The 23,553-nt window shown below is 70.6% G+C and carries 22 protein-coding genes; 11 read left to right on the top strand and 11 right to left on the bottom strand.

Features of this window, described 5'->3' with window-relative positions; translation table 11 throughout:
* Positions 1-5: 5 nt before the first annotated feature.
* Both DP939_RS29550 and DP939_RS29545 read right to left on the bottom strand, forming a co-directional pair.
* On the bottom strand, positions 6-1,391 hold the full coding sequence (locus DP939_RS29550) for a pyridoxal phosphate-dependent decarboxylase family protein (protein WP_113984105.1): 1,386 nt from the start codon (positions 1,389-1,391) through the stop codon (positions 6-8).
* A 10-nt stretch (positions 1,392-1,401) separates the two neighbouring features.
* Positions 1,402-1,875 (bottom strand): NUDIX domain-containing protein, encoded by a 474-nt coding sequence (locus DP939_RS29545; RefSeq protein WP_158578752.1) that lies wholly within the window; start codon positions 1,873-1,875, stop codon positions 1,402-1,404.
* Positions 1,876-1,937: 62 nt separating this feature from the next.
* On the opposite strand from DP939_RS29545, the gene DP939_RS29540 reads away from it, so the two are divergent.
* From DP939_RS29540 to DP939_RS29530, 3 genes are all read left to right on the top strand, one after another.
* The gene (locus DP939_RS29540) at positions 1,938-4,034 is read left to right on the top strand and encodes a beta-propeller domain-containing protein (protein WP_113984218.1); all 2,097 of its coding nucleotides are present in this window, start codon (positions 1,938-1,940) and stop codon (positions 4,032-4,034) included.
* A 113-nt stretch (positions 4,035-4,147) separates the two neighbouring features.
* Positions 4,148-7,069, top strand: a complete 2,922-nt coding sequence (locus DP939_RS29535) for a M36 family metallopeptidase (protein ID WP_225878572.1) — start codon at positions 4,148-4,150, stop codon at positions 7,067-7,069.
* Positions 7,070-7,202: 133 nt separating this feature from the next.
* Positions 7,203-8,498: a S8 family serine peptidase gene (locus DP939_RS29530; RefSeq protein ID WP_158578750.1), complete on the top strand. Its 1,296-nt coding sequence runs from the start codon at positions 7,203-7,205 to the stop codon at positions 8,496-8,498.
* 8 nt (positions 8,499-8,506) lie between these two features.
* On the opposite strand, the gene DP939_RS29525 is transcribed toward DP939_RS29530, so the two are convergent.
* Both DP939_RS29525 and DP939_RS29520 read right to left on the bottom strand, forming a co-directional pair.
* Positions 8,507-10,234: a glycerol-3-phosphate dehydrogenase/oxidase gene (locus tag DP939_RS29525; RefSeq protein WP_113984102.1), complete on the bottom strand. Its 1,728-nt coding sequence runs from the start codon at positions 10,232-10,234 to the stop codon at positions 8,507-8,509.
* 124 nt (positions 10,235-10,358) lie between these two features.
* On the bottom strand, positions 10,359-11,141 hold the full coding sequence (locus DP939_RS29520) for a DeoR/GlpR family DNA-binding transcription regulator (protein ID WP_113984101.1): 783 nt from the start codon (positions 11,139-11,141) through the stop codon (positions 10,359-10,361).
* A gap of 129 nt (positions 11,142-11,270) precedes the next feature.
* Between DP939_RS29520 and DP939_RS29515 the strand changes: the two genes are divergently transcribed.
* The 4 genes from DP939_RS29515 to DP939_RS29500 are packed head-to-tail and all read left to right on the top strand — an operon-like array spanning position 11,271 to position 15,059.
* Positions 11,271-12,167: an SIS domain-containing protein gene (locus DP939_RS29515; protein WP_113984100.1), complete on the top strand. Its 897-nt coding sequence runs from the start codon at positions 11,271-11,273 to the stop codon at positions 12,165-12,167.
* The gene (gene nagA / locus DP939_RS29510; RefSeq protein ID WP_113984099.1) at positions 12,164-13,309 is read left to right on the top strand and encodes an N-acetylglucosamine-6-phosphate deacetylase; all 1,146 of its coding nucleotides are present in this window, start codon (positions 12,164-12,166) and stop codon (positions 13,307-13,309) included. The genes DP939_RS29515 and nagA overlap by 4 nt, the downstream gene beginning before the upstream one ends.
* Positions 13,306-14,229: a 1-phosphofructokinase family hexose kinase gene (locus tag DP939_RS29505; protein WP_113984216.1), complete on the top strand. Its 924-nt coding sequence runs from the start codon at positions 13,306-13,308 to the stop codon at positions 14,227-14,229. Before nagA ends, DP939_RS29505 begins: the two co-directional genes overlap by 4 nt.
* The gene (locus DP939_RS29500; protein WP_225878571.1) at positions 14,226-15,059 is read left to right on the top strand and encodes a class II fructose-bisphosphate aldolase; all 834 of its coding nucleotides are present in this window, start codon (positions 14,226-14,228) and stop codon (positions 15,057-15,059) included. Before DP939_RS29505 ends, DP939_RS29500 begins: the two co-directional genes overlap by 4 nt.
* Positions 15,060-15,066: 7 nt before the next feature.
* Here DP939_RS29500 and DP939_RS29495 read toward each other — a convergent pair whose 3' ends face one another.
* Positions 15,067-15,849, bottom strand: coding sequence for a nuclease-related domain-containing protein (locus DP939_RS29495; protein ID WP_158578749.1), 783 nt, complete (start codon positions 15,847-15,849; stop codon positions 15,067-15,069).
* Positions 15,850-15,965: 116 nt separating this feature from the next.
* The gene (locus DP939_RS29490) at positions 15,966-16,445 is read right to left on the bottom strand and encodes an ATP-binding protein (RefSeq protein ID WP_113984096.1); all 480 of its coding nucleotides are present in this window, start codon (positions 16,443-16,445) and stop codon (positions 15,966-15,968) included.
* A gap of 158 nt (positions 16,446-16,603) precedes the next feature.
* Here DP939_RS29490 and DP939_RS29485 point away from each other — a divergent pair, with 158 nt between their 5' ends.
* Together DP939_RS29485 and DP939_RS29480 are read left to right on the top strand one after the other, a co-directional pair.
* A complete protein-coding gene (locus DP939_RS29485) occupies positions 16,604-17,422 on the top strand; it encodes a helix-turn-helix domain-containing protein (protein ID WP_113984095.1) in 819 nt (272 codons plus the stop codon).
* Positions 17,407-17,610 carry a DUF397 domain-containing protein gene (locus tag DP939_RS29480; protein WP_113984094.1) on the top strand — a complete coding sequence of 68 codons (204 nt, stop codon included), beginning with the start codon at positions 17,407-17,409 and terminating at the stop codon, positions 17,608-17,610. Before DP939_RS29485 ends, DP939_RS29480 begins: the two co-directional genes overlap by 16 nt.
* Positions 17,611-17,644: 34 nt before the next feature.
* Here DP939_RS29480 and DP939_RS29475 read toward each other — a convergent pair whose 3' ends face one another.
* On the bottom strand, positions 17,645-17,971 hold the full coding sequence (locus DP939_RS29475) for a hypothetical protein (protein ID WP_113984093.1): 327 nt from the start codon (positions 17,969-17,971) through the stop codon (positions 17,645-17,647).
* 395 nt (positions 17,972-18,366) lie between these two features.
* Here DP939_RS29475 and DP939_RS29470 point away from each other — a divergent pair, with 395 nt between their 5' ends.
* Positions 18,367-18,894 (top strand): GNAT family N-acetyltransferase, encoded by a 528-nt coding sequence (locus tag DP939_RS29470; RefSeq protein ID WP_225878593.1) that lies wholly within the window; start codon positions 18,367-18,369, stop codon positions 18,892-18,894.
* Here the strand turns inward: DP939_RS29470 and DP939_RS29465 are convergent.
* Together DP939_RS29465 and DP939_RS29460 are read right to left on the bottom strand one after the other, a co-directional pair.
* Positions 18,891-20,465: an asparagine synthase gene (locus DP939_RS29465; protein WP_113984091.1), complete on the bottom strand. Its 1,575-nt coding sequence runs from the start codon at positions 20,463-20,465 to the stop codon at positions 18,891-18,893. The two genes, DP939_RS29470 and DP939_RS29465, sit on opposite strands and share 4 nt — an antisense overlap.
* Before the next feature lie 93 nt (positions 20,466-20,558).
* A complete protein-coding gene (locus DP939_RS29460; RefSeq protein WP_113984090.1) occupies positions 20,559-20,759 on the bottom strand; it encodes a hypothetical protein in 201 nt (66 codons plus the stop codon).
* Positions 20,760-20,933: 174 nt separating this feature from the next.
* On the opposite strand from DP939_RS29460, the gene DP939_RS29455 reads away from it, so the two are divergent.
* Complete coding sequence (locus DP939_RS29455; protein ID WP_113984089.1) at positions 20,934-22,160, top strand: helix-turn-helix domain-containing protein; 1,227 nt, start codon at positions 20,934-20,936, stop codon at positions 22,158-22,160.
* A gap of 95 nt (positions 22,161-22,255) precedes the next feature.
* Here the strand turns inward: DP939_RS29455 and DP939_RS29450 are convergent, their stop codons facing one another.
* Both DP939_RS29450 and DP939_RS29445 read right to left on the bottom strand, forming a co-directional pair.
* Complete coding sequence (locus DP939_RS29450) at positions 22,256-22,702, bottom strand: hypothetical protein (RefSeq protein WP_113984088.1); 447 nt, start codon at positions 22,700-22,702, stop codon at positions 22,256-22,258.
* 348 nt (positions 22,703-23,050) lie between these two features.
* Positions 23,051-23,482 (bottom strand): hypothetical protein, encoded by a 432-nt coding sequence (locus tag DP939_RS29445; protein WP_113984087.1) that lies wholly within the window; start codon positions 23,480-23,482, stop codon positions 23,051-23,053.
* Between the last annotated feature and the right edge of the window lie 71 nt (positions 23,483-23,553).

Raw genomic sequence — 23,553 nt, 5'->3', positions numbered from 1 at the left:
AATGGTCACGACCCTGCACGGGCCACGGCGTCCAGCAGGGCCGAGAGCGTCTTGTCCCCGGTCGCCGGGGCCATCACGCTGGCCCGCAGGTAGCGGCTTCCGGCGATCTCGGCGGAGGAGAGGTAGAAGTCGCCCTGCGCCATCAGGCGGGCGCGGATCGCCGCCTGGTCGGTGTCCGGCCCGCCGTACCGGAAGCAGACGATGTTGCTCTGCGGCTCGTAGGGGCAGGTGAAGCCGGGTCTGGCGGCGGCCAGCTCCCACAGGCGGCGGGCCGTCGCGTACCGGGCGGCCACGTGCTCGCCGAGGCCGCGCTCGCCGTACCACGCCAGGTTCAGGAACACCTTCAGGCCCAGCTCGGCCTTGCTGCACTCGATGGTCCGGCCCATCGTGTCGAAGCCCTGCTCGCCGTAGAACAGGTAGCTGGCCTCCTGGCGGAAGGCGCGGTCCAGGTCGTCGGCCCGGCGGACCAGGACGGCGGCGGCGAGGCTGGACGTGCCGAGCATCTTGTGCGCGTCCCAGGTGATCGAGTCGGCGGTCTCGATGCCGTCGAGCAGGTGCCGGTGGCGTTCGCTGAGCAGCGCGGAGGCCCCGTGCGCGCCGTCCACGTGGAACCAGATCCCGTGCTCGCGGCAGAACGCGCCGATCGCGCGCAGGTCGTCGTACAGGCCGGTGCCGGTGGCGCAGGCCCCGGCGACCAGGGCCATCGGGCGGCGGCCCGCCCGGCGTACCCGGTCCAGTACATCGGGCAGCCGCTCGGGCAGGACCCGGCCGAGCGGGTCGGTCGCCGGCTCGAACACGGCGTCCTCGCCGAGCCCGATGATGGCCCCGGCCCTGGCCAGCGAGTAGTGCGCGGACGGCGGGGCGAGCAGCGCGAGTTCGCCTGCGGGCGTCCCGGCCCGCCAGGCGTCCGGGGCGGCGGCGGCCCTGGCCGCGAGCAGCGCGGTCAGGTTGGCCAGCGAACCGCCGTGGGTGAGCACCCCGCCGCCCTGCCCGGCCAGGCCGGTCTTCTCCAGCATCCAGCGGATCACCGCGAACTCCACGGTGGCCGCCGACGCGCCCATCTCATAGAGCGCCATCGGGTTGTTGGCCGCGCCGTGCACGAAGTCGGCGAGCGCGGCCGGGAAGAACGGCGCGGCGATCTGGTGGGCCAGGTGCCCCGGATGGTGGACGCGGGTGCCCGTGGCGAGGTAGTCGTCGAGGAACCCGCGGTAGGTCTCCCCCGTCATGCCGCCCTCGCGGATCCAGCGGTCCAGCCCGAGCCGGGCGGCCAGCTCACCCGGCGGCGGGTTGGTGAGCACCGGGGACGGCCCGGCCTGGCTCTCCGAGACGTACGCGGCCAGCGAGTCCACGGTGTCGTGGGCCGCCCCGGCGAACTCTTCGATGTTCCACACAGCCGGAAAACTACAGATTCGCCCGGCGCCACCACGCGTACATGTCGGGCAGCGCGACCCCCGTCCAGGGCGCCAGGCGCAGCCCGTCCAGATCGGACTCGGCCAGGAACCTGGCGTCGGTGATCTCCTCCAGGTCGGGGGTGAGGGTGCCACCGGTCACCCGGCAGCCGTAGGCGGTGATCACGAACGACACCTGGTCGCCGTTGGGGTAGCGGTTGCGGAACAGCGGTCCGCCGTACACGTCGATCAGGTCCACGATCTCGATGTCGAGGCCGGTCTCCTCGCGCAGCTCGCGGACCACGGCCTCGCGCGGGTGCTCGTCGGGCTCGATGATCCCGCCGGGCGGGGCCCACACCCCGCCGTCGTGGCAGGCGAACAGCAGGCGGCCCGCGTCGTCGAACACGCAGGCGGTCACGGAGGGAAGCACGATCAGTGCGTCGCCCACACGGGCGCGCAGCGCGGCCAGGAACTCAGGGATGGGCACGAGGGACAAGCCTACGACCGAGATGCCCTGAACCGGTCACCGGCTCCATCCGTGCTATGGGCATGAAGGCTTCCATCCGTACGGCCGGCGTCACGATCGCCGCCCTGCTCGCGACGGCCTGCGCGGCCTGCAGCGCGGCCGCCCCGCAGGAACCGCAGGCCGGTTCGTCCGCGAAACCGGCGCGGCTCGGCGAGATCCGCCTGGTCGCCTACCAGAGCTGCGATGACATGCTGGCCGAGCTGCGCGAGAGGACCGCGGCCAACATCGGCCCGTGGGGGTTCGGCGGCGTCCAGTTGCTCACGCGCGCGCTCCCCGAGGCCAAGTCGGAGATGCGCGCCGACTCCATGACGACGAATCAGGAAGCCGACCACTCCACCACCAACGTCCACGAGGCCGGGGTGGACGAGCCCGACCAGGTCAAGACCGACGGCAAGCGGATCGTCACGGTCTCCGGCGGCGTGCTGCGGGTGATCGACGCGGCCACCAAGAAGGTCACCGGCTCCCTGCGGCTGGTGCCCAAGGATCAGGGTTACACCCCTGCCGACCTGCTCATGTACGGCGACCGCGCACTCGTGCAGCTCCCTTCGACCGGCCTGGCCGGCGGCGCGGCCGAGGACTTCAGGGTGCGGCCGGACTGGCGGCCGGGGACGACGTACACGCTGGTGGACCTCTCCGGCCCGCAGCCGAGGAAGGCCGGGTCGATCGTCGCCGACGGCGGCCATGTGGACGCCCGGATGGTCGGCTCGGCCGTACGGATCGTGGTGAGCAGCAAACCGGACATCAAGCTGCCGCTCAACGACACCGTGGGCGGCACGCCGCCGAGCGAGCGGGAGCTGACCGAGCGCAACCGCGAGGCCGTGCGCGCGGCCCCCATCGAGGCGTGGCAGCCGCGCTACGAGGTCATCGGGGCGGACGGCACGCGGCGCACCCAGCGGGTCGGCTGCGACCGGATCAGGCACCCGAAGGAGTACACGGGCACCACGATGCTCACCGTGCACACCCTGGACCTGGCGGCGGGCGACAACGCCCTGTCCGGCGACCGGCCGGTGAGCGTGGCCGCCGACGGCGACACCGTGTACGGCACGGCGACCAGCCTGTACGTGACGAGCAACACCCAGGCGTGGCTGCCGATGCCGATCGAGGAGCCGCCCGTCGTACCGGACTCGGCCAGCCCCGCGCCCCCGACCGTCGTCGATCCCACGGCCGCCGAGCCGACCGCCGTCAAGCCCACCGCGGGCCTCCCGGTGGCCCCCAAGGCCGAGCCGACCGTCTCCGAACCCCCCGTCACCTGGCAGAAGCCGCGGACGATCCCGCCGGAGCGGACCGAGATCCACCGGTTCGACATCAGCGGCGGGGGCGAGCCGCGGTACGTCGCCTCCGGCGAGGTGCCGGGCCGGCTGCTGAACCAGTACGCGCTGTCGGAGCACGAGGGCCACCTGCGGGTGGCCACCACCACCAGCTCGCCCAAGCAGAGCGAGAGCGCCGTCCACGTCCTGGATGCGAACACGCTCGCCGAGACCGGTCAGGTGGGCGGGCTCGGCAAGGGCGAGCGGATCTACTCGGTGCGCTTCATCGGCCCGGTCGGCTACGTCGTCACCTTCCGGCAGGTCGATCCGCTGTACACGCTCGACCTGCGCGACCCGGCGGCCCCCAAGGTCACCGGCGAGCTGAAGATCACCGGCTACTCGGCGTACCTGCACCCGGCGGGCGAGGGCCGGCTGATCGGCGTCGGCCAGGAGGCGACGGAGCAGGGCAGGCGGGTCGGCGCGCAGATCTCGCTGTTCGACGTGAGCGACCCGGCCGCGCCGCGCCGGCTGGCCCAGCTGATCAGGAAGAAGTCCGACACCGAGGTCGAATGGGACCCGCACGCCTTCCTGTACTGGCCCAAGACCGGGCTCGCGGTGCTGCCCCTGGTCTCCCAGCAGTCCGACGGCGGCAGCGACGCGCTGGTGCTGAACATTTCGCGGGAGGGCATCCGCGAGACCGGAAAGGTCGCGCACCCGCGCGGAAAGGCCGGAGGGAAGGTTTTCGCGCCTGTTGACGGGAGCATCCGGCGGGCGCTGGTGATCGGTGACACATTGTGGACAGTCTCCGCCGCGGGGCTCGCCGCCCACGACGCCACGACCCTCACTGACCAGGGCTGGATTCCCTTCCAGTGAACAGGCGACCCATCACTACACTGAGATCCCCCCCTTTACAAGCCTTGTAATGAGTCATTGACGGTGTTACCACTTGCGCAGGCCAACGGCGCTCGTTTCGCGCAGGAGGATTCGTGTCAACAACCGTCGCCAAACCCTGGTTACGCGCGGGCTTGCTGGTCGCCACCGGCGTGGCCCTGGCCCTCTCCACCGCCGGGGTCGCACTCAGTGAGCCGGGCACGTCCGCCCCCAAGGTCTTCGACTTTCAGGGGGAGGAGCACGGCAAGCCCGACGTCGACAACCGGCGCGGCGTCGTCCCCCCGCCCGCCACGCTCGACCGGGCCGGCACGACCGTCCGGTGGAACGCCCTCGGCACCCCGGCGGTCGTCACCGGGAGCAAGCCGCTCGCCGAGGGCCTGGGCGCCGACCCCGAGCAGGCGGCCCGCGCGTACCTGAAGGCGAACCAGGGCATGTTCGGCCTGTCCGCGGCGGCGGTGGACGCGCTGGAGAAGGTGGCCGTCAACCCGATCGGCAAGGGCCATGCCGTACTCCTGCGCCAGCGGTTCGGCGGCCTGCCCGCCGGGGTGGACGGCATGGTCGCGGCCGGCGTCTTCGACGGCTCGATCGTGCACGTCACCTCGACGCTGTCGCGGGAGACCGGCGCGCCGCCCGCGAGCAGGATCACCGCGCGGCAGGCGGAGGAGATCGCCGCCCGCGACGGTGACGTGAACCTCGCCACCGCGGCCGTCCGCAAGGTCACCGAGGTCGCGGTGCCCGCGCCGGACGGCCTCCACCGCGCCTACCAGGTGACGCTGGCGGGCACCGGCGCGGACGGCGGCCTGAGCGGCGTCACCACCCACGTGGACGGCGTCACCGGCGCGGTACTGGTCAGGGAGAACCAGGTGGACCACGCCTGGGAGGCCGACCCGGGCAACCCGCGCTGGGAGGTCTTCCCGGCCAACCCGCCCACCGACCACTCCTCCACCGACACCCGCAAGACCTGGTGCCACAAGCCGGGCCGCGGCTGCGACTACGCACCGGGCGGCGACCCGGCCACCGGCAAGGCGTGGGACGTCGATCACACCACCGACGCCCCGAGCAACACCAGCCTGGGCAACGCGGCCCGCACCTTCGAGCACCACACCGGCGACGGCGGCCCCACCGTCGGCACCCGGCCCAACGTCCCGTCGCCGAGCCGCGACTACCGCTACCCCTGGAAGAACGCCTGGTACACCGCCAGGTGCGACCCCGCCGTACTGGACAAGGAGGGCGGCGCCGACCTCGACGCGGCCATCGCCAACCTGCACGCGATGCACAACCGCATGCACGACTGGTCCTATCGACTGGGCTTCACCGAGACCGCGTGGAACCTGCAGGCCGACAACGGCACGCGCGGCGGGCTCGGCGGCGACGCCGAGATGGGCAACGCCCAGGCGGGCGCGCGGGTGGCGAGCGTCCGCGACAACGCCAACCAGTACACCGGCCCCGACGGCACGCCGCCGATCACCAACATGTTCCTGTGGCAGCCGATCGCGGGCGCGTTCTACGCCCCCTGCGTGGACGGCGACTTCGACATGTCGGTGATCGGGCACGAGTACACGCACGCGATCTCCGGGCGCATGGTCGGCGGGCCGAACGCCGGGTGGAGCGGCCCGCAGGCGAGCGCGATGAACGAGAGCACGTCCGACCTGTTCGCCATGGAGTACCTGTACGAGTACGGCTTCCGCCCGGCGGGCGACACGCCGTACGTCACGGGCGGTTACGTCACCGGCGACCCCAAGGCGGGCATCCGCAACTTCGACATGTCCCGCTCGCCGCTCAACTACAGCGACCTCGGTTATGACATGGTCGGCACGCAGTCGCACGCGGACGGCGAGATCTGGTCGGCGACGCAGTTCGACGTACGGCAGGCGTTCATCCGCCGCTACGGCGACGGCACCCCCGCCGTGCAGCGGCTGTGCGCGGACGGCAGGCTGCCGATCGACAAGTGCCCGGGGAACCGGCGGTGGGTGCAGCTCGCGTTCGACGCGCTGCTGCTGATGGCCAGCGGCGCGGTGGACTACGTGGACCACAGGGACGCGATCCTGGCGGCCGACACGATCCGCTTCGGCGGCAAGAACCACGACATCATCTGGAACGCCTTCGCCGAGCACGGCCTCGGCACCGACGCCGCCAGCGACGGTCCGGGCGACGCGCAGGCCACGCCGAGCTTCGCCTCCCCGCACGCCGGCAACGCGACCGTCACGCTCGCGCCCAGGGGCGACGCGACCGGTACGCCGGTGCGCCTGTACGTCGGCGACTTCGAGGCCAGGGCGGTGCCGATCGCCGACACCGACCCGGCGACCCCGCTGGGCGACACCTTCCAGATCGTGCCCGGCACCCACTCCTTCGTGGCGGCCGGTACCGGGCTCGGGCACACCCGCCTGACCGCCCGCTTCCGCCCCGGCCAGAACAGGAGGCTGGCCGTCGAACTGGACCGCAACCTGGCCGCCGCCGCGCTCGGCGCGACCGCCTCCGGCGACGGGGTCAACCTCGACCGGCTGATCGACGGCACCGAGGCGACGAACTGGGCCTCGCTGACCGGCGCGGTACGCGGCAAGTCGGTGATCGTGGACCTGGCGGGCGCCGAACCGGCCCGGGTCCGCCGCGTACAGGTCAGCGCCCTGCTCCGGCCGCTGGTCGGCGACGAGGCCGACCCCTCCACCCAGAACCGGTTCAGCGCGCTGCGCTCGTTCGAGGTACTGGCCTGCGACGCGGCCACCGGCAAGAACTGCGCCGACCCCGCCGCCTTCACCCCCGTCTACAAGAGCAGGCCGGACGCCTTCTCCACCCGCCTGCCCCGGCCGCGCGGCAACGACCTGCTGATCAAGTCCTTCGACATCCGCCCCACCACCGCCACCCACCTGCTCCTGCGAGTCGGCACCACCCAGTGCACCGGCAACCCCCTCTACCTCGGCGAACAGGACGCCGACCCCACCTCCACCACCGACTGCGCCACCACCAGCGCCTCCCGCGACCACGTAAGAGCCGCCGAATTCCAGGTCTTCACTGACTGATAGTGCCGTTGGCGCTTGTTGCGCTCACCCGAGCGCAACAAGCGCCATGTACACAACAGAATCACCCAAAGACTGCGTCGGTGGTGCGAGGCGGTACATCACCTTGGGTGCCCCAAAGGTGAGCGTGATCCCTATGTGTGATCTTCCAAGGGGCCATCGCCGCCTCACCGTCCTCGCCGCCCTGGCACTTGGGCTGTCCGTACTCGCGCCCGCCGCCGCGAGCGCCCGTACCGATCCCGCCGAGGAGACCGACCGCTACATCGTGCTGCTCAAGCCCACCGTGACCAGCACGCAGGCGGTCGCCGGCGAGCATGTCAAGACGCACAGCGGCCGGTTGGTCGGCGTCTACACGCACGCCTTCAGCGGGTACACCGCGACCTTCACCGCACGGGCCGCCGAGGAGCTGAAGCGGTCGCCCGACGTGGAGAGCGTCGAGCGCGACGCCACCGTGGTGGCGTTCGAGCAGACCGTGCCGACCGGCATCCGCAGGATCCTCGCCACCCAGAACCCCAACCTGGACATCGACAGCGTGGACGACCGCCGCGTCAACGTGGACATCGCCATCGTGGACAGCGGCATCGACGCCCAGCACCCCGACCTCAACGTGGTCGCAAGCACCGACTGCACCAGCGGCGTGTGCGTGGACAACGCCGGCACCGACGGCAACGGCCACGGCACCCATGTGGCCGGGATCGCGGGCGCCATCGACAACGACTCCGGGGTGGTCGGGGCCGCGCCCGGCGCGCGGCTGCACTCGGTGCGGGTGCTGGACGACGAGGGCGCGGGCTCGCTTTCCGCGATGGCCGCGGGCATGGACTGGGTGGCCAGGAACTCCGCCACCATCGAGATCGCCAACCTCAGCCTCGGCTGCGAGGGCTGCGAGAGCAACGCCATCAACACCGCCATCGCCAACTCCGTCAACCGTGGCGTGGTCGTGGCCGCAGCGGCGGGCAACGGCGCCACCGACGCCGCCGCGTTCTTCCCGGCCAACAACCCCGACGTGATCACCGTCTCGGCGCTGAACGACCTCGACGGCCTGCCCGGCGGCCAGGGCGGCGACCAGCCGCCGTGCCGTCCCGAGCCCGACCAGGACGACACGCTCGCCGAGACCTCCAACTACGGCAGGACCATCGAGATCACCGCGCCCGGCGTGTGCATCGAGTCCACCTGGCCGGGCGGCCGGTACGCGGTGCTCACCGGTACGTCGATGGCGACCCCGCACGTCACGGGCGCGGCCGGGGTGCTCGCCGCGGGCACGCGCAAGCCGGCCAACCGTGCGGGGGTGCTCGCCATCCGGCAGCGCCTGATCAGCACGGGCAACGCCAACTGGACCGACGACTCGCCCGACGGGGTCAGGGAGCCGCTGCTCGACGTACACGACGCCACGCAGTACCCGGCCAGGACCCGGGACAGGGACCCCCGCCGCTGAGCCTGGCGTCAGGACGGTGGCACGGGCGTGTCCACCGGAACGATCTCGGGCGCTCCCAGGCGGATGGCGTCGGCCTCGTGGTCGGTGTCCTCCTCCTGGGAGGCCCGCTCGGCTTCCACCCTTTTGGTGTAGTAGGAGACCTCACGGTCGATCTGGTCGTCGTCCCAGCCCAGCGGCCCGGCGACCAGTTCGGCCGCCTCCTGGGCCACCGCCAGCCCACGGTGGAAGGTCTCGATCGAGATGTGCGTGCGGCGGGCCAGTACGTCGTCCAGGTGCCGCGCCCCCTCGTGGGTGGCCGCGTAGACGATCTCGGCGCGCAGGTAGTCGTCGGCCCCGGCGAGCGGCCCGGCCAGCGTCGGATCGTCCTCGATCAGCGCCAGCACCTCCTCGATCAGCGTGCCGTACCGCTGGAGCAGGTGCTCGATCCGCGCCACGTGCAGCCCGGCGGACTTGGCCAGCCGGTGCCGGGAGTTCCACAGCGCCTGGTGGCCCTCGGCCCCGGCGAGCGGCACCCGGTCGGTGCAGGACGGCGGGACCCGCTGGTCCAGGCCGTGCGCCACGGCGTCCACCGCGTCGCGGGCCATCACCCGGTAGGTCGTGTACTTGCCGCCCGCGATCATCACGAGCCCCGGCACCGGGTGCGCCACGACGTGCTCGCGCGACAGTTTGGAGGTCTCGTCGCTCTCCCCGGCCAGCAGTGGGCGCAGCCCGGCGTACACGCCCTCCACGTCGTCGCGGGTCAGCGGGACCGCCAGCACCGCGTTGACGTGGTCGAGCACGTAGTCGATGTCGGAGCGGGAGGCCGCCGGGTGCGCCTTGTCCAGCGACCATTCGGTGTCGGTGGTCCCGATGATCCAGTGACGGCCCCAGGGGATCACGAACAGCACCGACTTCTCGGTGCGCAGGATGATCCCGGTGTGGGAGTGGATGCGGTCGCGCGGCACCACCAGGTGAACGCCCTTGGAGGCCCGTACGTGGATCTGCCCGCGCCCGCCCACCAGGCCCTGGATGTCGTCGGTCCACACCCCGGTGGCGTTGACCACCTGCCGGGCGTGGACGTCGATCTCCGCGCCGCCCTCAAGGTCGCGTACCCGCACCCCGGTGACCCGCTCGCCCTCCCGCAGGAACCCGACGACCTGGGCGCGGGAGGCGACGTGCGCGCCGTAGGAGGCGGCGGTGCGCAGCATGGTCATCACGTACCGGGCGTCGTCCACCTGGGCGTCCCAGTACTGGACCGCCCCGGTGAACGCGCTCCGGCGCAGCGCGGGGACCAGCCGCAGCGCCCGCTGCCTGGACAGATGCCGGTGGCCCGGCACGCCCCTGGTGAACCCGAAGGAGAACCCGAGGCTGTCGTAGAGGGCGAGCCCCGCGCCGACGTAGGGCCGCTCCCAGGCGAGGTGGGTGAGCGGCAGCAGGAACGGCACCGGCCGCACCAGGTGCGGCGCGACCCGCTGCATGAGCAGCGCCCGTTCCTGCAACGCCTCCCTGACCAGGTCGAAGTTGAGCTGTTCCAGGTAGCGCAGGCCGCCGTGGATGAGCTTGGACGAACGCGAGGAGGTGCCGGAGGCGAAGTCGCGCGCCTCCAGCAGGCCGACGTCGAGCCCCCGGGTCGCGGCGTCCAGGGCGACCCCCGCCCCGACCACGCCGCCGCCGACCACCACCAGGTCCAGCTCCCGCGCCGCCATCTCGGCGAGGGCGGCCGACCGTTCGGCCGGTCCGAGCCTCGTGGTGCCCATGCGCGCCTTCATCCGGCTCCCCCCTGCGTGACGTCTCGTCACGCCCTTTCTACCCGTTCGCCCATCGCGTGGCTACGCACGGGTAGCCGCCCCGCCGCCGGGGGATGAACCATGCGTGGGGCGGTCAGGCCCGGATCACCTCGACCCCGGCGTCGGCGAAGTCGCCGGCCGCCTCCTCCGTCATGTTCTTGTCGGTGACCAGCGCGTCCACCTCGCCGATCGGGCAGATCCTGGCGAAGGCCCGCGCGCCCACCTTGGAGGAGTCGGCCACCACGACCACCTTGGCCGCCCTGCTCATCAGCAGGTGGTTGACGCTCGCCTCGCCCTCGTGGTGCGCGCCCGCGCCGCCCTCGACGCCGATCGCGTTGACCCCGATGAACGCGATGTCCAGGGTGACCTGTTCGAGCACGCCCCCGGCCAGCGGGCCGATCAGCTCGTACGACTGCGGGCGGGCGACGCCGCCGGTCAGCACGATCTTGATGTGCGGGCGGAGGGTCAGCTCGTTGGCGATGTTCAGGGCGTTGGTCACGATGGTGACCGGCGGGCCGGTCTCCGCGTTGAGGTCGGCCCGGGTGGCGAGCACCCTGGCCAGCTCGGAGGTGGTCGTGCCGCCGTTCATGCCGACGATCGCGCCGGGGCCGACCAGTTCGGCGGCCTTCTCGGCGATGCGGTGCTTCTCCCCCGCGTGCCTGGCGGTCTTGTAGCGCAGCGGAAGGTCGTAGCTGACGCTCTGCGCGACCGCGCCCCCCCGGGTGCGCATCAGCATCTGCTGCTGGGCGAGCTGGTCGAAGTCGCGACGGATGGTGGCGGTCGAAACGCTCAGCGAGGCCGCCGCCTCCTCCACGCTCAAGCGCCCCTCCTGCGCGAGGAGCTCAAGGATCGCGTTCCAGCGTTCGTAGCGTGCCACCGAAGACCTCCTTCACGGCTCTGATCGTCAAGCCTGGCACATGGCCCGTCGGGTCATCCCTTGATGCACAATATTGCTCATTCCTGCTATAAAAGGAACAGAAAACGACTTATTCGGAGAGGGCTGCTCATGAGCACGCACACCGAGGCCGAGATCGCCTCCCAGCCCGAGTGCTGGCGGCGCGCGGTGGCCATGGTCTCCGCCGAGGCTCCGAGATCGGCCCTGCCCGCCCCCGGTGAGCGGGTGGCCGTGGTGGGGTGCGGCACCTCGTGGTACATCGCCCAGGCGTACGCGGCGCTGCGCGAACGGGCGGGCCACGGGGAGACCGACGCCTTCGCCGCCTCCGAGGCGCCGACCGGCCGCCGCTACGACCGCGTGCTCGCGCTGACCCGGTCGGGCACCACCACCGAGGTCCTGGCCCTGTTGCGGGCGGTACGCGCGGACGGCGGCCCGCCGACCACCGTGATCACCGCCGACCCCGCCAGCCCGGTCATGGAGCTGGCCGACCGCACCGTGGTGCTCGACTTCGCCGACGAGTCCTCGGTCGTGCAGACCCGCTTCGCCACCGCCCAGCTCGCGCTGCTCCGCGCCCACCTGGGCGAAGACCTCTCCACCGCGATCAACGACGCCGAACACGCGCTGCGCGGCCCGCTGCCCGACGCCGCCGTGCGGGCCGAGCAGGTCACGTTCCTCGGGCGCGGCTGGACCTACGCGCTCGCCCTGGAGGCCGCGCTGAAGATGCGCGAGGCGTCGCGGTCGTGGACCGAGGCGTACCCGGCGATGGAGTACCGGCACGGGCCGATCAGCATCGCCGGTCCCGGGCGGGTCACCTGGATGCTCGGCGAGGCCCCCGACGGGCTCGCGACCGAGGTCGAACGCGCCGGTGGCGCCTTCCTGACCTCCACCGCCGATCCGCTGGCCGAGCTGGTGCGCGTCCACCGGGTGGCGGTCGCCCGCGCCCACGCCCGCGGACTGGACCCCGACCACCCCCTGCACCTCACGCGATCTGTGATCCTTTCTCCATGAGCATCACACTCGCCGACGCCCGCCTCGTGACCCCGGGCGGGGTCCACCCCGGCTGGCTGACCATCGAAGACGGCCGGATCACCTACGTCGGGCAGGGCCAGGCCCCCACAGGCAACGGCCACGGCCTCGGCGGCCGGCTCGTCGTGCCCGGCTTCATCGACATTCACAACCACGGCGGCGCGGGCGCGTCGTTCCCGCAGGGCGACCCGGAGGGGGCGGCGCGGGCCGCCGCCTTCCACGCCGGGCACGGTACGACGACCACGGTCGCCAGCCTGGTCAGCGGCTCGCTTGAGGACCTGGGCGCGGCGACGTCCGCGCTGGCCGACCTGTGCGAGGACGGGCTGCTGGCCGGCATCCACTTCGAGGGCCCCTACATCTCGGCGGCGCGGTGCGGCGCGCACGACCCGGGCGTACTGCGCACGCCCGACCGGGGCGAGTTCGCCGCGCTGGTCAAGGCCGGGCGCGGGCACGTCCGGATGCTCACCATCGCGCCCGAACTACCCGGCGCGCTCGACGTCGTCCGCGACGCAGTGGCCGCCGGGGTCACCGCGGCCCTCGGGCACAGCGACGCGACGTACGAGCAGACGCAGGCCGGGATCGAGGCGGGCGGCACGGTCGCCACCCACCTGTACAACGCGATGCCCTCGCTGCACCACCGCTCCCCCGGGCCGATCGCCGCGCTGCTCCAGGACGAGCGGGTCACCGTCGAGCTGATCAACGACGGGGTGCACGTGCATCCGGCGATGCTCAGGCTGGCGTTCAAGGCGGCGGGGGCGGGCCGTACGGCGCTGATCACCGACGCCATGGCCGCGACCGGGATCGGCGACGGCGAGTACGTGCTGGGCAGCATGCGCGTCCGAGTTTCCGACGGCGCGGCCCGGCTCGTCGAGGGCGGCACCATCGCGGGCAGCACGCTCACCATGGACGTCGCCTTCCGGCGCGCGGTGCAACTGGCCGGGCTGTCCCTGGTGGAGGCCGCGCAGGTCGCCTCGCTCACCCCGGCCAGGGTGCTCGGCATCGACGACCGCGCCGGTTCCATCGAGGCGGGCAAGGACGCCGACCTGGTCGTGCTCTCGGACGACCTCCAGGTGGAGGCGGTCATGAAGCGCGGGGCGTGGATCGCGGAGCCGCCCGCCCCATGACAGTGCTCACGGTCACGTTGAACGCCGCCCTCGATGTCACCTACGAGGTCGATGGCGTGGACTGGGACGGGGTCAACCGCGTCCGCGCCGTCCACCGCCGGGCCGGGGGCAAGGGCGTCAACGTGGCCAGGGTTCTCGCCGCGCTCGGGCATCCCGTCCTGGCCCTCGGCCTCACGGGCGGTACGCCGGGCGCGGCGATCCGGGCCGACCTGGACGCGGCGGGGGTGCCGCACGCGTTCACGCCGGTCTCGGGCCACTCCCGCACCACCCTGGCGGTCTGCTCGGACACCGGGACGACGGCCATGTTCAACGAGCCGGGACCGGCGGTGTCCACCGCCGAGATCGGAACGTTCCTGGGGGACTTCGACCGGCTGCTCGCGGAGGCGTCGGCGGTCGTGATCTCGGGCAGCCTGCCGCCGGGGGTACCGGCGGCGTTCTACTCGACACTGGCCTGGCGGGCGGGCGAGTACGGTGTCCCGGCCATCGTGGACGCCGACGGCGACCCTCTCCGCCACGCCCCCTCCGGCCGCCCGGCCATCCTCAAACCCAACGCCGCCGAACTGGCGCACGCCCTTCTTGGAGCCCATACCGACGCGGTCGCCGGGGCGCGGGCGCTGCGGGCGGCGGGGGCCAGGGCGGTAGTGGTGTCGCTGGGGGCGGACGGGCTGGTCGCGGTCACGGCGGACGGTACGTGGCGGGTGCTCATGCCGTACCCGGTGGCGGGCAACCCGACCGGCGCGGGTGACGCCGTGGTCGCCGGGCTCGCCCAGGGCCTGGTCACCGGCACCCCTTGGCCCGACCGCCTCCGTACCGCCGCCGCGCTGGGGGCCGCCGCCGTGGCCGCGCCGGTCGCCGGCGACTTCGACGCCACCCTCTTTCACGGCATTCGCTCGGAAATACGCGTCAACGAAGAGGAGTGACACCGTTGCCTTTGGTAAACACCGGGGACATCGTCCGCGCGAGCGCGGGCGGGGTCGGGGCGTTCAACGTGATCCAGCTTGAGCACGCGGAGGCCATCGTGGCCGGTGCCGAGCGGGCCGGGGCCGGGGTCGTCCTCCAGATCAGCGAGAACTGCGTCCGCTACCACGGCGCTCTCGCCCCCATCGCGCTCGCCTCCCTGGCCGTGGCGCGGGCCGCCGCCGTCCCCGTCGCCGTCCACCTGGACCACGCCACCGACCGCGCGCTGGTCGAGGAGGCCGTCGCGCTCGGGGTCGGGTCGGTGATGTACGACGCGAGCGCGCTGCCCGACGCGGAGAACGTGATCCTCACCGCCGAGGTGACCGCCTGGTGCCACGAGCGCGGCGTGTGGGTGGAGGCCGAACTGGGCGAGGTCGGCGGCAAGGACGGCGTCCACGCGCCGGGCGCGCGCACCCGCCCGGACGAGGCGGTCCGCTACGTCGCCGACACGGGCGTGGACGCGCTGGCGGTGGCGGTGGGCACGTCGCACGCGATGACCACCAGGGACGCCACGCTGGACCTTGCCCTGATCGCCGACCTCCACGCTGCCGTCCCGGTGCCCCTGGTCCTGCACGGCTCCTCCGGCGTGCCGGAGGAGACCCTGCGCGCCGCCGTCCGGCACGGCATGAAGAAGATCAACATCGCCACCCACCTGAACAAGGCGTTCACCACCGCCCTGCGCGACCGCCTGGCCGCCGATCCGAAGCTGGTGGACCCGCGAAAGTACATCGCCGAGGGCCGCGACGCGGTATCTCAGGAGGTCGCCCACCTGCTGGCGATCCTGACCCCTTGACTTCCTCTCACCGACTGCGGAGATTCTCGTTTTCGGTATACGCGGGGAACAGTTCGGCCGCCGCCGCCTCGATTCGTGCGACGTCGGCGGCAGAGAGTCGCGCCGGGCGGCGTAAGACCCAGCCCGAGACCATCGACGCGCGCAGCATCCGCACACCGTCCACGTCCAGGCCGCGCAGCGGCACATGCGGGCCGTGTACCGCCAGCACCGGCGTGACCTCCACCGGCGTGTGCAGCCGACCCCTGAGCGCGGCGGCCACCGAGCGGGTCTCGTACCGTACCGACTTGACCTCGTCGGAGCCCCAGCGACGGCCGACGTTGACATACCGGCCGCGCCGGGTGATACGCCGGTCGGGAGACCATGCCTTGCTGTCGATCACGTAGACGCCGGAGGGGCCGATGGCCAGATGGTCGAGGTTGGCGCGGCCGGTCGGCAGTGCGCGGTCGTGCAGCACCAGGTATCCGGCGGCCTCCAGCCGGCGGAGCTGACGAGCGGTCCGCCGCTCACCCCGCGCACCGCGACGCCAGGTGCGGACGGCCTCATGCCTGCGCCACTGATACACGGTGTCGGCCACCGCGGCGGCGAGCGCGAACAGCAGGCCACCCTCGAAGCCGAGCACGATCCAGCCCACGACGGCGGCGACCGCCGCCACGATGCCACGGATCACCAGCCGCCGAGGGCGGCCTGCGGCGAGTTCGGCCCGGTAGCGGGCGTACGCGGACGCACCGGCACCGGACGACCGGGGACGCGGCGATGGAGCCGCCGGGGGAACTGGGGACGCCGAAGCCATCAAAGGACCTCCAAGCGGGCGGATATCGGGGGAACGCGCGTACGGAGGAGCTACGCCGAGCGTACGCGTGGTGACCGACAAAAGACGGCAAACCCGTAGAAGATCGGTGAAAGGCATTAGGGAAAACGCATGAGGGCGTAGACCACCTTGGTCCATGGCGGGGGCGCGTCTTTCGGGCAACGGTATCCCCAGCCCGCCGCCAGGGCATCGACGAGGGCGAGGCCCCGGCCCCTGATGGAATCGAAGGGTACGTCTCCGCGCGGCTCTGGGGTGTGCGGGGCGGCGTCCCATACCTCGATGACGAGGGCGTCGAGGTCGGCGGGTATTTCCAGGACCAGGCGGATCAGGGACGCTCCGGTGAGCAGGGCGCTCAGCTTGGGCTGCTTTTCGGAAAGGCCGGCGGCCTCAATGGCGTTGGTCACGAGTTCGCTCACCACTAACCGGGCGTTGTCCACGAACTCCTCGTCGACGAGTCCCCATCCACGAATAGTCGCCGCCGAATATGCGCGTGCGAGGTATGCGGAATCGGGGAGCGCGACGAGAGTAAGGGAATCGCGGCGACTCGCGATGGTTGCACTAATTTGGATAGCCGTCATTTGACGTCACCCTTGCGTAGTGGCGAAGAATCGTGTCTCATACATTGCCGTAGCAACGACTCGGCCGATCCCGATATCGCCCGACACACAGCGTCAGGTGGCTCCAACTGGTGTGTCCAGATGTGAGCTTCTTGCGTCCGGCCCCCGAGGAGCCTCCTATGGCGAAGGAAAAGAATACCTCCCCAAAGGATCAATTCCGACAAGAGCTACGGAAGTGCCGAACCGCCAAGCAGTGGACGCATCGGGCACTGGCGGGCCACCTCAACTGCGGCCACAGCCTGGTCGGCGCGATCGAGCGGGGCACCAGGAATCCGCAGCTCAGGTTCGCGGAGAAGTGTGATGAGGCTTTTGGGCTGGATGGCCGTTTCGTCAAGCTCTGGAAGCGGATGAACAACGCCTTCACCGGGCCTCAGTGGTACGCACACTGGGCCGACGACATCGAGCCCGAGGCGAACGCCCTACGCTCCTGGGTACCGTTCGTCATACCTGGACTGCTCCAGACCGAAGAGTACGCCCGAGCGATGTACAAGCTCGGCATCGTCGAAGAGGAAGACGTCGAAGATCACGTTCGCGCGAGAATGGCTCGGCAGGCCATTCTGGACCGCAAGAAGCCGCCCACGCTATGGATGCTGATCGACGAGTGGGCGCTACAGCGGCAGATCGGCACCCCAGAAGTCATGGTCGGCCAACTCGACCACCTACTGGCACTTTCAGAGCGCTCCAAGGTGAACATCCAGGTGGTGCCCACAAACTCGGAGACCACCGCAGGGCTATCCGGCGGCTTCATGATCGCGGAGATAGCCGATCAACCGACCACGGTTTACATCGATTCGGCCGGACAGGCAGACGTGACATCCGACCCTGATCTGGTATCCCTCATTCTGCGTAGATATGACAAGCTTAGAGCGGACGCGCTTCGCGCTGGCGAATCACCACAAGTGATCAAGAGGTGGCGAGACAAATGGAACAGCAAGTAAGCCTCGACAGAGCGATCTGGCGGAAAAGCACCCGCTCAACCGACAACGGAGGTGACTGTGTGGAGGTGGCGACCAACCTCCCCGGCCTCATCGCCGTACGCGACAGCAAGGACCCCACCGGGCCCGCCCTCACCTTCACCCCAGCCCAATGGACCACCTTCCTCAACGAGATCGGCAACGACGCGTAGATGCCCGGGCGCGCGCGCCCGGGCATCAGGGTGATCAGCAGACCGAGAAGTACGCCGTCGCGGTGATGCCGTTCAACTTAGCGATCTTGCTCCATGTGCCGACGTGCGAGGACGTCCACACACCGCCGAAGCTCGTCCAGTTCCCGTGCGCGTCCGTACGGTGGCCGTAGTACGCGTCCTCCTCGCCCGTCGAAGAACCGTCGCGGGTGCTCGACCAGTAGATCGGCGTGTAGGGCGGCCCCGTGACGCTGTAGTACGGGTATTCCCCGACGTTGTAGCTGCCCTTGTCCATCCAGAGCTGAACCGGGTACGTGGCCGCGCTGGCCGGTCCCGTCTGTACTCCGACGAGAACGGCCGCCATCGTGATCACGAGTGCTAACCAGTGGGTGTAGTGCCGTGCGCGTAATTCTCCTCGCCTCATGATGAGGCCCCCTCTGCGCTTGACGACGCCATCAGGAACTCACACCCACGCGTACTCGTCCAGCCCAGTTCCAGTCATGGCGGCCCTATGGCGTTGCGGCCCAGAACTGAACCTTCAGCAAAGTGAAGCTGGCCAGGTCCGGCGTGAATTCTTCATGCCCAAGGGATTTGCGGTGGATCCTCACATCCCAGACACCGCCCGACCGGCCGAGGGGGCGCGCCGTCCTAGAGTTCGTATTTGACCAGGCACCGCTCACTTGGGCCTTCGTTATCTGTCCGACGGGCCGGACTGGAAGCCGTGTAGGAAGCCGGCGAGCTATCGTGACGAGGGTGTTCATGATGCGTCTGGCTTCGGCCAACGACAGCGCCCAGATCGCTGACCTGGTACGCGCCCGCTGCGGCTGGTTGGAAGAGCGGGGCCTGCCGAGCTGGCGTGACGCGGTCGATGCCCTAGCCGCTGAGTGCGACAATCCCGACAATGATGTGTGGGTGCTGGAGACCGCGCAGGGCCGCGTCATCGGGCGCACCGTGGTGCAAGACCAAGGCCCCCCCTGGGGCTGGACTGACGCCGAGCGCGCGGAATCCGCCCTGTATCTGTCGGGCTCCATCACCCACCCGGCGCAGCGTGACCAGCGGCCGGGCACGCTGATGGCTTCGTGGACGGTCGACCGGGCGGCCCAGCTCGGTGTCCCGTGGGTTCGGCGGCATTGTCATTTTTCTGGGGTGGCCCGCTACAACCTTACCCAGGGCTTCACATTGGTGCGCGAGGAACAGCGCACCAACGCGAGGCTGTACGTGATGGCCCGCCGGGCGGAGCGGCTCGACCTGTCGGCCTGGTTCCGGCAGCCACATTCGCAGTCCTAGCCGAGGAACGCCCTGGTCGCCTGGTCCAGGGTGATGACCTCGACCAGCTTGGAATGGCGGTGCTCGGTGTAGACACCGCCGGTTTCCAGCTCCGTGACGACCGCCTTGAGCCCGTCAGGGTTCAACAGCCCGGCGTCGATCAGTGGTGACCCGTCGCTCAGGATGCGCCGCAGCAGCGACAGGCCGTAGTCGAGCATGGACTCCTCGACCAGTTCGGCGAAGCTCTCGCGCAGGACCGGGTTACACGCGTCGTGGCTGAGTCCGAAGGTGGCCAGGTGCTTGCGTTGGAGCTGCTTGAGCTCACGCCAGTAGAACGGGAGCTGGTCGCCGAGCTCGACCATCGCCTGGTGGGTGAATGGGTGGAGGGGCCACAGCCCGGCCCGCAGCAGAGGCGGCGCGACGGTCTCGGCCGCCATCAGGGTGATCCCGCCCGCCATCGCCGGCGGGGCGATGCCGTCGTCGCCGTACTCGATCGCGGCCTGGGCCCGCGGTCCCAGCCAGGGAAGGTCGAAGTTCTGCGCCTTGTCGGCGGCGGCCTTCGCCGACTCGGCAGAGCCGACCGCGACCATCTCGTCGCCGCCCAGCCCGGTGACCAACGTGTGCGCGCCGAGGTCGGCGATCATCCTGTTCAACTCGGTGAAGTGCTCAAAGAACGGTTCGTCGTACGGGCTGACCAGCTCGCCGCGGACTCTAGGGCAGTTCGGCCCGAACATCGGCCGCCCGGCGGTATCCAGGCAGGCGTCATGCGGCCCGAACGGGACGCGGTGGCGGATCTCGTTGCGGCGCCGGATCTGCTGCTCCCGGCCTGGTCCTATGACGATCAGCGTGGCCGTGTTGACCTGCCCAGGCCAGCGCCGAGCGACCCGGGTGCCGATGGAGCCGGAGTCCAGCCCGCCGGTCAGGTGACACAATGTCGCATCCGGCTGCAACGGCCGGGCATCCAGCGCCGCGTCGATCGCCGCAGTGAAAGCGGCCAGCACATCGGCGCCCTCGACCAGGTCACGGTGCTCGGCATGCACGACCGGCTCCGGGTAGGTGATGACCAGGTCGCCGCCGAAGCTGGCGGTGGCCCGTTCAGTGAGCCGCCAGATCCCCGTGAAAGGGGTGTCGATGCTGTAACGGGGGCGGTAGATCAGCAGCCGGGTGGCCTCCTTCGCGTTGATGCCCCTGGCGAACGGCCGCAGCTCGGTGATGTCCCACGACCCGCGCAGAATCCCGTCGTGGTGGGCCAGGTACAGCGGCGTGGCCCGCACCGCGCCGGCGGTGACGCGGACCGGCCTGTGCCGGGTCACCTCGATCAGTACGTGGTCGACCGGCCAGCGGCGGGCCTGGGCAACGAGCTCGCCGAACTGCGCCACGGTCACCACGACGGGCTCCGGCGGCACCGGTGCCCGGCCGGGCACCCGCTCCCGCACGATGATCACGGTCCGGTCGCCGTCAGTGGCGGCGAGCTGCTCGATCATCGGATGCGCGTACGGCGTTACCCGGCCGGCACCGTCGTCGGTCACATAGGAGGTTCCCTCCCAATGCCAGGCTGGTGCGGCAGCGGGGTCGATCTGAAGGATCAGCACAGCCGTCTCTCCTTCGTCAGGGCCAGGGGAGGACCCGGCCGCCCCCGATAGGCGTAGCGGCCGGGCTGTGGAGCGCAGCGGAGGCGGCGTCGATCACGTAGCCGTCGTGTCGTAGGTCCTGGCCCCGTCCGACGAACCCGACGCCTTCTTGTATTCGTTGCGGATCTCCGGTCGCTGCACGACGTAGGTGGGCTTGCCGGTGAACAACTGGCCGGTGGCCGGCACCTGCGAGTCGGGCGCCCGGAACATCTCCTCCAGATCACTGGTGCCGAGGTCGAGGTCGGTGATGGTCATCGGCTCCTCCTTCGGAGCAGTGGATGTTGGCTCCAGGAAAGACCGAGATCTGGCTCCGAGGTTGCACTGAACTTGCACACCGCGCCGATCCGCGACCGATGCTTCTGGGCGAGGTGAGAAGATGCCGCCTACGCTGAAACCAACCGCCCCGACTCTCACCGGGAGGATCCGTCGATGGCCAGCGACACCACCGGTCACCTCGCCACCCCTGATCAGCCTGGCACCGCTGTCGCCGGCGCGAACATCGCGGTGCTGCGGAAAGCCGCCGGGCTCACCCAGGACCAGCTCGCTCAGCGCGCCAACGTCTCCAAGAGCCTGCTGTCCAAGGTGGAGGTCGGGGACCGGCCCGCCTCCCACGCTCTGGTCACCGCCGTCGCCCGCGCCCTGCGCGTCCCGATCGAACGCATCCACGGCCAGCCGTACGACGCCGCCGCCACCCATGCCCCGATCGAAGAACTACGCCCCGCGCTGCGCGCCTACGACCTGCCGCCCGGAGAGCAAGACGCCGTCCGCCCACTGGCCGCCCTTCGCGCCGAGATCTCGGCCATCTCCGAGCTGCGTAGTCGCGGCCTCTACACCCGCCTCGGCGCGCTCCTCCCCGGCCTGCTGCGTGAACTGACCTCCGCCGTGCTCAGCACCACCGGTCGCAACCGCCGTACCGCGTCCGGGCTGCTGGTTTCCGGCTACTACGCCGCCCACGGCCTGGCGTACCGGCTCGGCTACAGCGACCTGTCGGAGTCCATCGAGCACAAGCTCGCCTGGGCCGCCGCCCAGTCCGAAGACCCCCTCGCCGTGGGCCTGGCCGACTGGACGCGCGCCAACTCCTTCCAGGCGGCGGGCGACTACGACCACGGCCTGCACCTGCTGGATCGCGCCCGGGTCGCCCTGGATCCCCACTTGCAAGCCGACCCGGCCGCGATCGTGCTGGCCGGTAGCATGCACCTTCGAGCGATCACGCTGGCCTCCCGGGCCGGTGAGGCCGCCACCGTCGAGGAGCACCTGCGGGCCGCTCATCGCCTGGCCGCCGACCTCGGCACCGACGACCAGCAGCATTATCACCTGACCTTCGGCCCGGCCAACATCCACATCCATGCGGTCGCCGCCCAGGTCGAGCTGGGCCACGTCGACCAGGCCATCGCGCTTGGCAAGTCCTATGTCCCGCCGGCCTCAGTGCCACCGACACGAGCCGGGCACCATTACATCGACCTGGCCCGCGCTCATCTGATGGCCGGCGACCGGCCCGCTGTCCTGCACGCGCTGCGGCGGGCCCGGCAGATCGCGCCCGAGCAGACCCGCTATCACCCCATGGTCCGAGAGACCGCTCGTGTGCTGATCAGCCTGCATCGCCGCTCCAACCCCGATCTCAGCCATCTGGCCTCCTGGCTGAGCTTGACCGTCTGACCTGGACAGGGGCTCGGGTCAGGTGTCGATGCGGACCCGCCAGATGCTGCAAGACCCCAGCCTCACCTTCAGTCCTACCGGGTGGACCGCCTTTCTTATGGCGATGCGGTCCAGAACTGTATCTTCAGCAGAGTGAAGCTGACTATGTGTGTCGTGAAGTCTTCATGCCCGAGGGATTTACGGTAGATCCTGGCATTCCAGTCGCCGTCCGGCCGGCCGAGGTCGAATTCCTCGCCGTAGGACGTACCGCCCGAGGCTCCGCTGATCGCGGTCACTCGCCCCGTTGTGAAGCGCACGCTTCCGGTCCAGGTCCTGTCCCAGGAGGCGAGGAGCGGGGGCGCGTCGTCCCAGAGTTCGTACTTGATCAGGCACCTCTCGCTCCGGCGCTCGTTGATCACGATCCCGTTCTCGCCGGCCGTGATCCACTCCGCCGGATCGCCGCTGATGTCGTAGAGTGCCCACGTCTCCTCGGCGTCCGAGACACCGTGCAGATACTTCGATATCTCGTTCGGGTCGAGAAGTTCGGCGATAATACCGGCCATGGCTGAGGATATTCCAATACGTCACAGGCGGGAGTGCGGCTTGGCCGGACCGCCCAGCGCGGCCCGGCCAAGCCTATGAGGCCACTGGAGATCGACCCAGTATTCTCGGTTTCGTCTGTCCAGACGGCCGAAAAGTTGTGCCGAGGGCTGGCACGTGCCGCCCCTTGCAGGGTCGAGGCGAATGGAAACTCATCGCAATCCGGATCATCCAGATCCGACGGGTCGGGTTTCCTTTTTGGAGACGCCGTTATGCCCTGGCAACTTGTTCCAGCTACCGCCTGGGGTGTTCTTGGGCTGCTCGGCGCCGACCCCGGCTCCTTCTGGACCTCGGCCGCCGTGCTCGGCCTCTCACGCCCAGAACTGCAGGGTGATCAACGTCCGCTGGACGACCTCCGGCGGGAACGCCCCGTAGCCGAGACGATCGCGGTGGGCGCGGACGTTCCACCGTCGGCCGGGCCGGCCGAGATCGAATCTTCTGCCGGTCAGATCGCTGCCGGCGATGTCCTCGGGCTGGATGATCCCGGACTCCAGATAGACGGTCCCCTGCCAGGTCGATACCCCAGGCGGGGGCGCCGGCGGCTCGCCGTCCCACAACTCGTACCTGACGAGGCACCCCTGCTCGATCGGCTCGTCGATGGCGATCCAGTTGTCCTTGGCCGCGGCCCATCCTCCCGGCTCGATGGCGGACTCGTCAGGGGATTCCTCGGCATCGGCATCCACCACCCCGACGAAGCCATGGGTCGCGTCGTCGTCCAGTAACTCACTGATCAATGCGGCCATGCTGCCTGCCTTCGCGGTTCGGGGGTGGGGCGACGTCGGAATGGGGTCACCGCGCGGGCGCGGCGACCCCA

Origin of the sequence: Spongiactinospora rosea, assembly GCF_003315795.1 — a bacterium.
Classification (GTDB): Bacteria; Actinomycetota; Actinomycetes; order Streptosporangiales; family Streptosporangiaceae; genus Spongiactinospora; species Spongiactinospora rosea.
The sequence above is the reverse complement of the archived record's forward strand: the minus strand, read 5'-3'. Positions and strand labels throughout refer to the sequence as shown.